Annotated in this window: 13 protein-coding genes; 4 read left to right on the top strand and 9 right to left on the bottom strand. The window is 70.5% G+C overall.

Annotated features, from left to right (window positions below; translation table 11 throughout):
* Positions 1-167: 167 nt before the first annotated feature.
* A complete protein-coding gene (locus ACQP2T_RS27770) occupies positions 168-836 on the bottom strand; it encodes an ATP-binding cassette domain-containing protein (protein ID WP_433518979.1) in 669 nt (222 codons plus the stop codon).
* Between the two features lie 86 nt (positions 837-922).
* Between ACQP2T_RS27770 and ACQP2T_RS27765 the strand changes: the two genes are divergently transcribed.
* From ACQP2T_RS27765 to ACQP2T_RS27755, 3 genes are all read left to right on the top strand, one after another.
* Positions 923-2,092, top strand: a complete 1,170-nt coding sequence (locus ACQP2T_RS27765; RefSeq protein ID WP_433518978.1) for a HAMP domain-containing sensor histidine kinase — start codon at positions 923-925, stop codon at positions 2,090-2,092.
* Between the two features lie 344 nt (positions 2,093-2,436).
* Entirely contained in the window at positions 2,437-3,015 is a 579-nt protein-coding gene (locus ACQP2T_RS27760) for a hypothetical protein (RefSeq protein WP_433518977.1), read from the top strand.
* Between the two features lie 5 nt (positions 3,016-3,020).
* Positions 3,021-4,064, top strand: a complete 1,044-nt coding sequence (locus ACQP2T_RS27755) for a hypothetical protein (RefSeq protein WP_433518976.1) — start codon at positions 3,021-3,023, stop codon at positions 4,062-4,064.
* Positions 4,065-4,107: 43 nt separating this feature from the next.
* Here ACQP2T_RS27755 and ACQP2T_RS27750 read toward each other — a convergent pair whose 3' ends face one another.
* From ACQP2T_RS27750 to ACQP2T_RS27730, 5 genes are all read right to left on the bottom strand, one after another.
* Complete coding sequence (locus ACQP2T_RS27750) at positions 4,108-4,641, bottom strand: hypothetical protein (RefSeq protein ID WP_433518975.1); 534 nt, start codon at positions 4,639-4,641, stop codon at positions 4,108-4,110.
* Positions 4,642-4,935: 294 nt separating this feature from the next.
* Positions 4,936-5,568: a TetR/AcrR family transcriptional regulator gene (locus ACQP2T_RS27745; RefSeq protein WP_433518974.1), complete on the bottom strand. Its 633-nt coding sequence runs from the start codon at positions 5,566-5,568 to the stop codon at positions 4,936-4,938.
* The gene (locus tag ACQP2T_RS27740; protein ID WP_433518973.1) at positions 5,569-6,945 is read right to left on the bottom strand and encodes an MFS transporter; all 1,377 of its coding nucleotides are present in this window, start codon (positions 6,943-6,945) and stop codon (positions 5,569-5,571) included. It lies immediately after the preceding gene.
* Positions 6,942-8,015 (bottom strand): MerR family transcriptional regulator, encoded by a 1,074-nt coding sequence (locus tag ACQP2T_RS27735; protein WP_433518972.1) that lies wholly within the window; start codon positions 8,013-8,015, stop codon positions 6,942-6,944. The genes ACQP2T_RS27740 and ACQP2T_RS27735 overlap by 4 nt, the downstream gene beginning before the upstream one ends.
* A gap of 612 nt (positions 8,016-8,627) precedes the next feature.
* On the bottom strand, positions 8,628-9,521 hold the full coding sequence (locus tag ACQP2T_RS27730) for an alpha/beta fold hydrolase (RefSeq protein ID WP_433518971.1): 894 nt from the start codon (positions 9,519-9,521) through the stop codon (positions 8,628-8,630).
* A 156-nt stretch (positions 9,522-9,677) separates the two neighbouring features.
* On the opposite strand from ACQP2T_RS27730, the gene ACQP2T_RS27725 reads away from it, so the two are divergent.
* On the top strand, positions 9,678-11,810 hold the full coding sequence (locus ACQP2T_RS27725; RefSeq protein ID WP_433519839.1) for a BTAD domain-containing putative transcriptional regulator: 2,133 nt from the start codon (positions 9,678-9,680) through the stop codon (positions 11,808-11,810).
* A gap of 44 nt (positions 11,811-11,854) precedes the next feature.
* On the opposite strand, the gene ACQP2T_RS27720 is transcribed toward ACQP2T_RS27725, so the two are convergent.
* Genes ACQP2T_RS27720 through ACQP2T_RS27710 form a run of 3 tightly spaced genes read right to left on the bottom strand, consistent with a single transcriptional unit; the run spans position 11,855 to position 13,926 of the window.
* A complete protein-coding gene (locus tag ACQP2T_RS27720; RefSeq protein ID WP_433518970.1) occupies positions 11,855-13,015 on the bottom strand; it encodes an RNA polymerase sigma factor in 1,161 nt (386 codons plus the stop codon).
* A gap of 3 nt (positions 13,016-13,018) precedes the next feature.
* Positions 13,019-13,357: a YciI family protein gene (locus tag ACQP2T_RS27715; protein WP_433518969.1), complete on the bottom strand. Its 339-nt coding sequence runs from the start codon at positions 13,355-13,357 to the stop codon at positions 13,019-13,021.
* A complete protein-coding gene (locus tag ACQP2T_RS27710; RefSeq protein WP_433518968.1) occupies positions 13,354-13,926 on the bottom strand; it encodes a dihydrofolate reductase family protein in 573 nt (190 codons plus the stop codon). The genes ACQP2T_RS27715 and ACQP2T_RS27710 overlap by 4 nt, the downstream gene beginning before the upstream one ends.
* Positions 13,927-14,009 lie beyond the last annotated feature (83 nt).

Raw genomic sequence — 14,009 nt, 5'->3', positions numbered from 1 at the left:
TGAACGTGCCGCCTCCTTGCGGCACCTCTCTGTGCTCTTTGGGGCGTTCCACCACGTTCCACATCGTGTGCGGGCGGGCCTCGTTCAGGTGTCGCGCAGCCGTAGTGACAGCCCGGCGTTCATCGGGGACAGCTGCCAGAGGAGCTTCTGCCAGTCCGGATCCGCGATCATGACGGCAGGATCGAGAGAATGTAGAGCAGGCCGAGCACGACCCCGATGGCCGTGGCCGAGTCCCGTACGGCGGCGGCGATGCCGAGGCTGAGCAGGGCGATCAGCGCGGTGGCCCGGCGCGGCATCGCCGTCAGGGTGGTGCGGATCATGCCGGTGCTGTACTCGCCGCTGATCGCCAGCACGGCCAGGATGGCGACCATCGCCTGGCCCACCTGGACCCCGAACAGGCTGATCTTGGCCCAGTCGTAGGCGCAGCCCGCCGATACGTGTCGCCGGACTCCTTGAAGCCGCCCGGATGGTGGGCCGACCCGTCGGGGTTCAGGGTGACGCCCACGTCGTCCGGGCGCCACGCCCCACTGGCGGCCGTGCTCACCCGCCAGCCCGGTCACCGTGAGGGTGTCGCGGCCGGTGGCGGCCACGGTGGCGCCGGCGTGTGCCGGCGCCGCCATCGCCTCCGACGGCGCGGTGGTGCGCAGCGCGATCCGGCCGGTGGAGGCGGCGGCGATCAGGCCGAGGATCACCCGCATCGTGGTGGACTTACCCGCTCTGTTGAGGCCGACGAAGCCCGTGACCTGCCCCGGCTCCATGGTGAAGGACATCCCGTCCAACGCCATGGTCTGGCCGAACCGCTTACGCAGCCCGGCGACCTCGATGGTTGCTCGCATGGGTTCGGTTCTACGCAAGACGCCATAACGTGGGCCGAACCGAGGCTGTCATGTCGTTGTTAGGCGCGAAACAGCATCCTGGAGTCATGAGGAAACTGTGGGACGGCACCGTACGGCTGCGCTTCACCGCCCTGTACGGCGTCCTGTTCCTCCTGTCCGGCGTCGGACTGCTGGCCATCACCAACCTGGTGAGCCTGGGGACGCGGGTCACCTCCCCTGTGGGGACAGCGCCGGTCGAGCGGCTCACGCCCGGCGCCGCCCAGGAGCTCATCGCCCGCCTCCAGAGTCAGCTGTCGGAGGTCCAGGCGCTCCATTCACGGCAGCTCCTCATCGGCTCGGCCGTCGCGCTGGCCGTCATGGCCGTGGTGTCGATCGTGCTGGGCCGGATCGCCGCGGGCCGGGTGCTGCGCCCGTTGCGGACGATCACCGCGGCCACCCGGCGGATCTCCGCCGACAACCTGCACGAGCGGCTGGCCGTACCGGGCCCGGCCGACGAGGTGAAGGACCTCGCCGACACCATCGACGACCTGCTGGAACGCTTGGAGGGCTCCTTCGACGCGCAGCGCCGGTTCGTCGCCAACGCCTCCCACGAGCTGCGTACCCCGCTGGCGACCATGCGGGCGTCGCTGGACGTGGCCCTGGCCAAGCCGGAACCCGTACCCGCGCAGACGGTCGCGTTGTCCGAGCGCCTCCGCACCGAGCTCGACCGGGTCGACCGGCTTCTGGAAGGCTTCCTCGTGCTCGCCCGCACCCAGCACGGCGCCCTGGCCGACCGGGCGGAAGTCTCGCTCGGCCGTACGGTGTCCGCGGCCCTGGCCGCCCGAGCCGCCGACATCACCGCCAAGAACCTCACCGTCCATGACAGCGACATCCACGACAGCGCGTGGACGTGGGGCAGCCGGACGCTCCTGTCCCGTCTGGCCGAGAACATGATCGACAACGCGATCACCCACAACCACGACGGCGGCTGGATCCGCCTGTCCGCCGCGTCCGACGGCGCGACCGCGCTGTTCGTCGTGGAGACGGGCGGGCCGGTCCTCGATCAGGCGGAGGTGGCGCGGCTGGCCCAGCCGTTCGAGCGGCTCGGCACCGACCGGACCGGCTCCGGTGACGGCTCCGGACTCGGACTGTCGATCGTCGCGGCCATCGCCACCGCGCACGGCGGCGGCCTGGAGCTGCGGGCCCGGCCCGACGGCGGCCTGCGGGTCACCGTCTCACTGCCGCCGGCGTCCGCGCGGGCGGAGGCCCCGGCTTGAAGGTCGACGCGCGGCAAACCGGTGGAATCATAGATCACTTGCCGCCGTCTTCGTTCCCCCGCCAGATCCGTGGGCGGCAATTCCCGCGCAAAGACACCGACAAGAGCACTCGGATCCGGGGACGCCGATGCCGTTGTGAACCAGAGTGCACGGGCGAATCGGCATAATCACCTTTATTCCTTACACATGGCCCCACGCGGTGAATTGCTAATTTCCGATAGTCGTCATCTGATCGCCAAAATTGTTCCAGGCGCCCTCGGGAACAGTTTCCGAAATCTGATCACTGAGGAGAATGTGCTGTGAACGGCCCAGAGAGGGCGGGAAATGCGATGAAGGAGACAGCAATGTTCATAAGCCGTCTGGGCCTTCCCCTGATAGGCATCGCCGGCATCATGGCGACGGTGGCGGTGGCCCCGCTCGCACAGGCCGAGGCCTGTGCCGAGTCCACCACCTGCTCCACCACCGTGACCTTCACCGTGGCCGCCGAGGGCGGGCTGGAGATCACCGTACCCGACACGGCGGACCTCGGCAGCGGCAGCTCGGGAGGCCAGATCAGCACGCACCTCGGCTCGGTCACGGTGGCCGACCAGCGCGCCGCGCTCTCCGCCAGCTGGGTTGCGTCCGTGGTCGCCGCGTCGGGAGGCTTCACCACGGGCGGCGGCACCGCCGCCGAGACCGTTCCCAACACGGCCGTCCTGTACTGGTCCGGCGGGGCGACCGCCACAACAGGGACCGGGACCTTCGTTCCCGGTCAGGCGAACGCGGCGGCCGCGCAGTCGCTGGACACCTCACGCACCGCCTTCAGCAAGACGACCGGCTCCGGCGACAACTCCGCCACCTGGAACCCGACCATCGTGGTCAACGTCCCCGCCCAAGCGGTGGCGGGCGTTTACACCGGCACGGTGAACCACTCCGTCGCCTAGCCCACATGCCCACTTCACTGTTGCCCCGGCTCGTCCCCGTGACGCTGCTCGCGTACGCGATGCTCAGCGCACCGGCGATCGCGGACTCGAGCCGGGGCGCGGCGCGCCCCTCCGACAAGGACAGCATCGGCATCAGGTTGCTGGAGATCCCCGCCAACCGGATGGACGACCCGCGCGCGCACGCCTTCATCGTCGACCACGTCAATCCCGGCACCACGTTCACCCGGCGCTTCGAGGTGTACAACGTCTCGGACAAACCCCAACACGTGCAGCTGTACACCGCCGGTGCCGGCATCAGCCGCGGCCGCTTCACCTTCGAGCCCGAGCGCACGCCGAACGAACTGAGCTCCTGGATCAAGCTCAACCAGGCCGCCACCGACCTGCCGCCACAGGGCAGGACGTCGGTGAAGGCCACCGTCGGCATTCCCGCATGGGCTCCCAAAGGGGAGCGGTACGCCGTCATCTGGGCACAGATCTCCTCGCCCGGCGCGGGGCAGCAGGAGGGCATCACCCTCGTCAACCGCGTAGGGCTGCGCGCCTACCTCGACGTCGGTCCGGGCGGTGAGCCACCCTCGGACTTCAAGATCGGCGAGATCCTGCCCCAGCGCACCGAGGACGGGCAGCCGAAGATCGTGGCCACCATCGCCAACACCGGCGAACGCGCCATCGACCTCGAAGGGAAGCTGTCGCTCACGGACGGGCCGAGCGCTCTGAGCGCTGGTCCCTTCCCGATCGAGCGGGGCACCACCCTGGCGCCCGGCCAGCAGGGGGATGTCGCCGTACATCTGGGGCAGGATCTTCCCGACGGGCCGTGGAAGTTCAGCCTCACGCTCAGGAGCGGCCGGATCGACCGGACGGAGACCGGAACGCTCACCTTCCCGCGCAAGGCGGGGGCGTGGGGCCTGGCCGCCGCGTCGGACTCCCCGCTGGCGCTGATCCTCGTCATCCCCGGCCTTGCGGCCCTCGTCGCCGGGACGGTCCTGATCATCACCTTCCGCCGCCTGCGCGCCCGCCGGAAGAGCGCCGCCGGAGCCGATTCGAGCCGCTGAGCGGCGATCGGCTCCGGTGCGGCCGGGGCGTCTGGTCATCGGCTCAGGCGACCGAGTGGCTGATGGTGCCGGTGTAGGTACCGGCCACCGCCTGGGCGGGGACGTCGATCACGATGGTCGGATTCCAGCTGGCGGAGTTGTTGCCGGCGCCGTTGATCTTGCTGAAGGCCGTGTACACCTCGTCGAGTACCTCCGCGTCGGCGGCGGTGGGCTGGCCGGGCACGAAGGTTCCGGCACCGCTGGTGGCCGTCGCGGGTCCCGACCAGTAGCTGAGCGCGCTCAGCGGCACGGTCTCGTCGCTCGTACCGCCGCCGGTCGTCAACGGCGTGCCGTACACGCTCGCCGTCCAGGTGGCGTTCAGCGCGGCCCGCTGGTCCATGACCGTGACGACTGAGAGTTCCCCGCTGACCTGGCTGCCGGGCTGACCGGTGCCGAGGTCGACCGGCCCGTCGGGCACGCTGATCTCCAGGCCCTCGCCCACGGTGACGGTGAACGTCACCGTCGTGGAGCAGGTGGTCGACTCCGCGCATGTGTCCGCCTGGGCGGAGGTCGCCCAGGCCAGCGCCGTGGTGACCATCGCGGCGGCTGTGCCCGCCCGAATAGCATTAAATCGACTCATTCCCATGGCCGACCCCCTATCGAATCCGCCCCGCCCCCAGGGCGCCAACATGTCGATCAAATCCTGCTCTGCACGAGACGTCCGGAAACGCCTCCTACAGGCAACTGGCGACTCCTTTGTCATGATCTATTGGCGCTTGGCGGTTACGCTCTACTCGCTCGATAAACAGAACCTGACAGCCTCACTTTCCACCCGAGAAATGCCATTATCGGCATTTCTTTAGCGATATGTCCTTTATCGGCATGTCTTTTATCAGTGCGCTTGAGAACGGTCGCCGGGCCGCTCTGGGCAGCCGTCGCCCGGCAGGCAGTCCAGCCAAGCGACCAGGCGGGCACCTTGCCGCGTCATGACGTCGGGCTCGCGCAGAGCGTTGGCCAGCAGCGACATGCCCTGATAGGCACCCACCAGGGTCAGGGCCAGCCCGTCGGGATCAGGCAGCCCAAGGTCGCGGAACTGCCGTTCGACCCAGTCCAGCAGCAGCCGGATGGCCTTGCCCGCCTCCACGTCCAGGCCGCCCTCGTCACGTTTGTCCAGCTCGACGGCCAGCGTTCCGGTCGGGCAGCCGTAGCGGGCCGCGAGCTCGCGCTGGCCGACCCACGCCTCCACCAGGCCCTTGAGCCGCTCCAGCGGGCCGCCGAGGCTCTCCAGGTGCTCGGTGAGCATCCCCAACTGCCGGACGTGCTCGCTGAGCGCGGCCGAGACCAGCTCGTCCTTGGTCTTGAAGTAGTAGTACACATTGCCCACGGGCACGTCGGCGGCGCGAGCGATGTCGGCGATGGTGGTACGTTCCGCGCCCTGCTGGTGCACGACCCGGGCGGCGGCGATCATCAGCCGCTGCCGCTTGGCGGTCGCCGTCTTCACCCGGGAGCCTTTCGAGTCAGTCACCTAACTAACTATAGGCGCCCGGTCAACCGCCTGACTCAGTGTCCTTGGGGCGGCATAGTGCCACAGCTGAGGCGCCGCCCGTACGATCAGGGCGACGGTCGTCACGGTGAGCAGCCCGCCGACGCAGAGCGCCACCCGCGGGCCGAACGCCGCCGCGGCGGTCCCGTGCAGCAGATTGGCCAGTTGGGGGCCACCGATGAGGACGACGGTGAGAGATCCCTGGATCCGGCCGCGCATGGCGTCGTCGGTGTACGCCTGGGAGATGGCGTTGCGGAAGGTGCTGAGCACGAAGTTCACCGCACCGCCGAGCAGGAGGGCCGTCAGCGCGAGCCAGAGCCGTGGCGCCAACCCGAGGACGACGACGGTCCCTCCCCAGGCAGCGGCGGCCGATGCCATCAGGGCACCATGACGGCGGGCGCGCGTGAACGTCCCCGACATCAGCCCGGCCACGAAGACGCCGGCCGGATAGGCGGCGTAGAGCAGACCCAGCTCCACGCCTCCTCCCACGGGCCCGCCATAGGTGCGCTGCGCCAGTTCCGGAAGAAGCGCTGACGGCATCCCGAAGACCATCGCGGCGAGGTCCACCGCCAGTACGGCCACGAGCACCCGGCTGCCGAGCAGGTAGCGGAACCCGGCGAACGTCTGCCCGAGAATCGACGGCCGCCGCACTGCTTTTGAGGCGCCGTAGGACTTGGAGGCGCCGTACAGCCCGCCCCGCGACACCGGGCGGGCCGGGTCGGGCAGGATCGGCGGCAACCTGACCACCGCGTATATGACGGCCGACAACGCGACGGCGTCGAACAGGTACAGCGTGCCGAGCCCCACCACCGGAATCAGCACACCGGCCAGGAGCGGCCCCACGACCGATCCGGTGTACCGGGCCAGCGAACTGAGACTGTTGGCCGCCGTCAGCAGCTCGGCGGGCACCAGGCGGGGCACCGCGGCGCCCATCGTCGCCATGATCGCCCCGAAGGCCAGCCCCTGGAACCCCGACAGCACCAACAGGACGGCGACGGAGCGATTCCCCAGGCCCGCCTGAGCCCACAAGGCCAGATAGGTCAGCGCGAGCCCGCAGTGAGCCACCAGCAGCAGCGACCGCCGGTCAACGAGGTCGGCGAGGGTTCCGGCCCCCAGCGAAGCGACGACCAGAGCACCGAACGACGCCACGGCCGCACCGCCGACGGCCGCGGACGAGCCGGTCATCGTGAACAGCTGCGTCGGCACCGTGACCACGCTGAACGAGCCACCGACCGCGCTAACGGCCGAGGCGACCCACAGCCGCCGGAAAGCGGGGATCGCCAGGGGCCGCCGGTCGATCGTGTACGCGCCGAAGGAACGGACCGCCGAGGCGCCGCCATCGGGACGAGGGGCGGTCACAGCATCACCACGTCGGCTACCACGCAGGCGACGTTGTCCGGCGCCCCAGCGGCGTACGCCAGCCTGACCAGCTCGTCGAGAACCTGCTCCGGGCCCTCCGTACTGCTCAACACACCATGCAGGGACTCTGCCGATACGACAGTGGACAGACCATCGGAGCACAACAGATAACGGTCACCGGCGACGGCCGTATGCAGCGAAAGGTCCGGCTGAGCCCCTCCCTTGCCCGTGAGCGCACGGGCCAGCAGCGAACGTTGCGGATGCGAGGCGGCCTCCTCCGGGCTGAGACGACCCTCGTCGACCAGCTCCTGCACATAGGTGTGATCGTGGGTGATCTGGAAGACCTCACCGCCGCGCAGCAGATACGCCCGCGTGTCACCGATGTGCACCAGCGCCAGCTGGGAGCCCGACCACAGCATCGCGGTCAGCGTCGTGGCCGGCTCACCGGACAATGCCGACTCGGCGATGCCCTGAATGGCCCGGTCGGCATGGGTCACCGCATCAGCCAGCGCGCCGAGAAGGTCGCCCGCGGGTACGGCCTCCAGCTCCAGCGACTTGAGCGCCTCGATCGCCGCCGCGCTCGCCAGATTCCCGCCCGGCCCGCCCATTCCGTCGGCCACCGCCAGGAGCCGGGTGCCGGCGTACACGGAGTCCTCATTGCTCGTACGAACCAGCCCCGACTCCGACCGGGCCGCATAACGGATCCCGATCATCGCTTCCGCGTCCTCCACGGCGCTGCCCCTTCCCGACAGGTAGTCGACGAGGAAGGTGGCCAGCTGCTCGCGTACGGCGGTGGCGGCCATGACCTGCTCCCAATAGCCGGCGACCTGCTCGGCCGCCGCCTCCGGTTCCAGATCGCACACCTGACGGATGCCGGCCAAGGGCATCCCCAGCCGCCTCAACCAGACGATCAACCGGGCCCGCTCCAACTGCGCCGGATCATAGAAGCGGTAACCCGACTCCCCGTCCACGGCGGCCGGGGGGAGCAGCCCGAGCTCGTCGTACAGCCGTAATGCCTTCGGCGACAACCGCGCGGCCCGAGCGAACGCCCCGATCGTCAGCAGCCCCATTCCCCCGCCCTCCTCGCGCCGGCCAACGCGACCGGCACCACGATGCTGCCCCTTCACCCAAGGGGAAGGTCCACTCCTGGCGCCAAGACTCTCGCGCCCCAAGCCGACAGGCCAACCGGAACGCGGCCAGGCCGTGCCGGACCGGGAACGGGCAGAGGGCCCTGGGGAGGGCAGTTACGACGGACCGTCTTCCTCTTCCCCCGCAGGGGGTATTCCTCTCAAAAGACCCAGCCACCACGGACCGTCACAAGGATCGAGACGGTCGTGTGACGAACCACCCGGGAGACCCTTGCGGTCACCCTCTCCGGGGGCGAGGAAGAAGACGTCCGTCGCGGCTGGCCTCCCCAGGGACGGACGCCCCTCCGGGGGCGAGGAAGAAGACGGTCCGTCGTGACTGGGCTCCCTTGGGAGGACACCCTTCGCGGGAGCGGAAGAAGACGGTCCGTCGCGACAACGGTCCCTCCGGAGGGAAACCCCCTCCGACGGAGCGGGAGGATGCATGCCCGGCGATCGTTCGTGGGCACCGCACTTGACGCTCGTCACCGTCCGGGCCGAGCCGGGGTCGGTGCCGACGGCGCGGATGCCTTCGGCGGCTCGGCTCTGGCTGGTCGTTCAGCGGGTGAGCAGGTCACGGACGATCTTGGCGATGTCAGCGGGCGCTTCCTCGGCCATGAAGTGACCGCAGGTGACGGTCTCATGCCGCAGGTCGGATGCCCATGCACGCCACAGGGCGGCCGCGTCGAAGCCGAGGGCGGCACCCCAGTCCTGCTGGAGGGCCGTAACCGGCATCCGCAGCCGGTTGCCGGCGTCCCAGTCGGCTTGGTCATGGAGGACGTCGATGCCGGCCGAGGCGCGGTAGTCAGCGACGATCGAGGGCACCGCGCCGCGGCAGGCGTCCAGGTAGGCGGTGCGGACATCGGCGGGGATCGCCTGCGGGTCGTTGGTCCAGATGTCGAGGAAGTGGCCGAAGAAGGCGTCCGAGGTCGCGGCGATCATCTGCTCGGGCAGGCCCGGCGGCTGGGCCATCAGGTAGAGATGGAAACCGACGGCGGCGCTGGTGCCGCGCATCACCTGCCACATGTCCAGGGTCGGCAGTACGTCCAGGACGGCCAGGTGGGTGATCACCTCAGGGTGATCGAGTGCGGCGCGGAAAGCGACCAGGGCACCGCGGTCATGCCCGGCCAACGCGAAACGCTCATGGCCCAGCGCGCGGGCCAGGGCGACGATGTCGGCGGCCATGGTGCGCTTGGCGTATACGGTGTGCTCGGTCTCGGTGTGCTCGGTCTCGGTGGGCTTGTCGCTGGCGCCGTAGCCGCGTAGGTCGGGGCAGATCACGGTGTGGTCGGCCGCGAGGTCGGCGGCGACGTGCCGCCACATGAGATGGGTCTGCGGGAAGCCGTGCAGCAGCACGATGGGCGTGCCCGAGCCCGCGACGGCCACGTTCAGGGACACGCCGTCGGCGACGGGCACGCGCTGGTAGTCGAAGCCGGCGATGGCAGGCGTCATGGTTCGGTCCTTTCCGATGGGGTGCCTCCAGCCTGCCGGGCGCGGATGAGCATCGGATGAGCGCGCTATAGCGTGAGGCCCGGGGTGACGATGACGCGGAAGAGTGGGGTAGTGGTACGGAAGACGTTCGGGGCACCGGGACCGGTGGCACAAAGGATGTTCGGGGTGCTGGGGCCGGTGGTGGCCTGGGACGAGGCCGGGGGCGCGGTCGCGTTGAAGGGGCCGCGGCACCGCGCGGTGCTGGCCCGGCTGATCGTCGCCCGCCGCCGCGTCGTCCCGGTCTCCCGGCTGGTCGAGGACCTGTGGATCGATCCCCCTCCAGGCGCGGTGAGCGCCGTACGTACCTTCGTGGCCGCCCTGCGCCGCGCGCTGGAGCCCGAGCGCCCGCCCCGCGCCGCGGCCCGGTTGCTGGTCACCGAAGGGCCGGGGTACGCACTGCGCGCGGAGCCGGACGCGGTGGACGCCTGGCGTTTCGAGCAGGCGGTGGCCGCGACGTTGCCGCCCGAGGGCGTACTCAAGCGGCTGGAGGAGGCGCTGGGATGGTGGCGCGGACCCGCCTACGCCGAGTTCGCGGAGGAGGACTGGGCCCGTGCGGAGCGTTCCCGCCTGGCGGAGCTGCGGCTACAGGCGGTGGAACGTCAGGCCGACGCGCGCCTGTCCCTGGGCCTCGCGGCCGAGGCGGTGCCGGATCTGGACGCGCATGTGGCCGAACATCCCTGGCGCGAGGACGCGTGGCGGCTGCTGGCCCTGGCGCTGTATCGCACCGGCCGCCAGGGCGACGCGCTCGCGGTGCTGCGCCGGGCGCGTACGCTCCTGGTCGAGCAGCTGGGAGTGGATCCGGGCCCCGGACTGCGCCGCCTGGAGACGGACATCCTCCACCAAGCCGGCCACCTCGACACGACCGAGGCCACAGGCCGGGAGCGGGCAAAAACAGCCCAGGTCACCGGCCGGGAGCGGGCGGAAACGACCGAGATCACCGGCCGGGACCGGGCAGAGACGACCGAAGCCACAGGCCCGGACCGGGCAGAGACGACCGAAGCCACGGGTCGGGTGTGGGCGGCGACGGCCGCCGCCTATGACCGTACTGTGGCGTCCGGCTCGCGAGCGCGGCTGGAGTCGACGGTGGGCCTGCTGCGCAACCTGGCGGTGACCGGAGGCGGCGGCCTGGAGGAGGCCCGACGCTATCGTGGGGCGGCCGTCGCGGCGGCGGAGGAGCTGGGCGACGCGGAGCTGACCGCCCGCGTGATCGGCGCGTACGACGTACCGGCCATCTGGACCCGCTCGGACGACCCGGCGCAGGCGGCACAGATCGTGGCGGCGGCCGAACGCACCTTGGCCGCTCTCCCACCCGGCACGCACCAGGCGGCGCGGGCGCGGCTCCTGGCCACGATCGCCCTGGAGTCGCGCGGCACCCGCGCGGCTCGCGGACCCGAGGCCGCCCGGCAGGCCGAGGAGATCGCCCGCCAATTGGACGATCCCGGGCTGCTGGCGTTCGCCCTCAACGGGGTGTTCATGCAGACCTTCCACCGGGCGGGGCTCGCGCCGCGCCGCGACGAGATCGGCGCCGAGCTGGTCGCTCTGTCCGCCCGGCATGGGCTGGTCACCTTCGAGGTGCTCGGGCACCTCATCCGCCTCCAGGCCCGCAGCGCGCTCGCGGACTTCGCCGGCGCCGACGGGCACGCGACCGCCGCCCAGCTGCTGGCCCGGCGGCATGAATTGCCGCTGGTGGGAGTGTTCGTCCAGTGGTACCGGGCGCTGCGGCTCGCCGCGACCGGGCAGTCATTCACCGCGATTGGATCAGCATCGGCGGCGGAGGCGGCTTATCGGGATGCCGCCGCTCAGCTGGACGGCGCGGGCATGCCCGGACTGCGGTCCGGCATACTGCCGCTCGCGCTGCTGTGCCTGCGCCTCCAGTACGCACGGCCCGGCGAGCATCGGCCGCCGGACCTGGTCGACGAGCACGCCGACTGGGGGCCCTACGAGCCATGGGCGCAGCCCTGGGTGTTGCTGGCCGAGGATCGCCGCCACGCGGCCGCGGCCGCACTGCGTCTGATCCCGGACCCGCCCCACGACCTGCTGTACGAGGCTCTGTGGTGCCTGACCGCGCGGGCGGCCATCGCCGTCGGTGACCGGGAGACGATGGAACGCGCCCACGCCGAGCTCACTCCGGCGGCGGCGGAGCTGGCCGGGGCGGGCAGCGGGCTGCTCACCCTGGGCCCGGTCGCCACACACCTCGACGACCTCGCCACCGCCCTGCGACGTCCTCGCCGACCTCGCATCGGAAGGTAGGCGCGCAAAGCAGCCGACCACCGCCGTCGAGGTCGCGAGGCGAGTCACAGCTCGGCGAGGCGACGGCTGAGGAAGCGCCGCTCGGCCCCGGTGGTGGCGAGGTCGAGCGCTCTGAGGTACGCCGCCCGCGCCGCCACGGTGTCTCCGAGACGCCGCAGGAGTTCGGCCCGGGTGGAGTGGAAGTAGCGGTAGTCGTCGAGGTGGAGCGCGTCGACGATCGCAAGCGCCGCCCGCGGCCCCTCGACCTCGGCGATCGCCACGGCCCGGTTGAGCTCGACGACCGCCGAGCCCGTCAGTTGCCGCAGGCGGTCATAGAGCGCCGCGACAGCCGGCCAGTCGATGCGCTCCTCGGTCTGCAGCTCGGCGATGGCGGCCTGCACCGTATAGGCGCCGGAAGCACCCGACCTGACGGCGCGGTCGAGCAGCGCTCGCCCTTCCTCGAGCTGGGCGGTGTTCCACAGGGTGCGATCCTGGTCGTGGAGCAGGATCATCTCGCCGTCGCGAACACGGGCCGCGCGACGCGAGTCGTGCAGCAGCATCAGGGCCAGCAGCGCCGCCGCCTCGGGCTCGTCGGGCATGAGGTCGAGGAGGGTGCGGCCCAGCCGGATCGCCTCCGCCGCGAGGTCGGCCCGGCCGTCGCCGTACCCCTGGTTGAAGACCAGGTAGAGCACCGCGAGGACCGCGCTCAGGCGGGAGGGCAGCAGGCGCTCGTCCGGAACCGCGAAGGGGATCGCCGCCGCCCGGATCTTGTTGCGAGCGCGGGAGAGCCGGCGCTTCATCGTCTCGTCGTTCACCAGGAACGCGCGGGCGATCTCCGGCGTCGACAGGCCGCCCAGAGCGCGCAGCGTGAGCGCGACCTGAGCTTCGGTCGCCAGGGCGGGGTGACAGCACATGAAGAAGAGTTCGAGGCGTTCGTCGGGGATCGTCGTCTCGTCCATCGTGACCTCCTCCGGTATGGGGCGGTCCAGCAGCCGGGTCTTCTCCGCCCGGGTACGGTCGCGGCGAAGGCGGTCGATCGCCCGGTTGCGGCCGGTCACCACAAGCCAGGCCCCCGGATTGTCCGGGAGCCCGTCGCGTACCCAGCGCTCTGCGGCGATGACGAACGCCTCCTGTGCGGCCTCCTCGGCGAGGTCGACGTCGCCGAGGAAGCTCACCAGGGCCGCGAACACGCGTGCCCACTGGTCGCGGAAGACCTCCTCGAGCACGGCCTACCGCTCCACCAGCGGCCGTACTTCGACCGAGCCGCCGAGGCGGGCGGCCGGGATCCGGGCGGCGAGCTCCAGCGCGGAGTCGAGGTCGTCCGCCTCGACGATGTAGAAGCCGCCGAAGATCTCCTTGGTGTCGGCGAACGGCCCATCGGTCAGCAGCGGCTCGCCGTTCTGGACGCGGACGGTGGTCGCGGTGTCGGCCGGCTGCAGCCGCTCGCCCCCGAGCATGCGCTCGTCCTTCATGAGCGTGATGTACTCGGCGCTGATGGCGGCGCGCTGGTCCTCGCTGAGGCCCTCGTACGCCCCGGGGCGCTCGTTGATCAGCAGGGCGTATCTCACCGGTAATCTCCATTCGCGGACGTGCGGTCGTAGACGAGGCGGACGGCTTGGCCGACCTTTTCGGCGGACGCGAGGTCCAGACCAAGGGGCTGGCCGAACAGGCGCCGGCCCGCGCCGAGCACCGTCGGGAAGACCAGCAACCGGTATTGATCGATCAGGTCGTGGGCCCGCAGCGCATCGACGATGCTAGCGCTGCCGGCGACCACGACATCCTGGTTCTGCCTGCGCTTGGCCACCTCGTCTGCCAGGTCCCCCCGCAGCAGGGTGGAGTTGCGCCATCCCTCGACGCGGTCCAGCGAGCGTGAGGCGACGAGTTTGGGGATGGCGTTCATCTTCTGGGAGAACTCATCTTCCCTTGGGGCCCAGATGCGCGAGAACAGCTGCCAGGTGACCCGGCCCAGCAGCATGACTCCGGTGTCCAGCACCTCCCCCAGCTCGAACTTGTCGCCGGCCACGCTTTCGGGCCCGTAGCGGAACGCCCACCCTCCCTGCGCCGAACCCGCCGACCCGTCCGGGTCCTCCATGACCCCGTCGAGAGAGACGAACTGGATGACGATCACCTTGTTCATGACCTTGAACCTCCACGTAACCGGTTTGTCGGGCATAGGACGAACAGGCAACGCTTCAGGGGACAGGTGAAAAATGTGATGCC

Origin of the sequence: Nonomuraea sp. CA-143628, from assembly GCF_050942315.1 — a bacterium.
GTDB lineage: Bacteria > Actinomycetota > Actinomycetes > Streptosporangiales > Streptosporangiaceae > Nonomuraea.
Note: the sequence above shows the minus strand (reverse complement) of the source record. Positions and strands in the feature narration are given on the sequence as shown.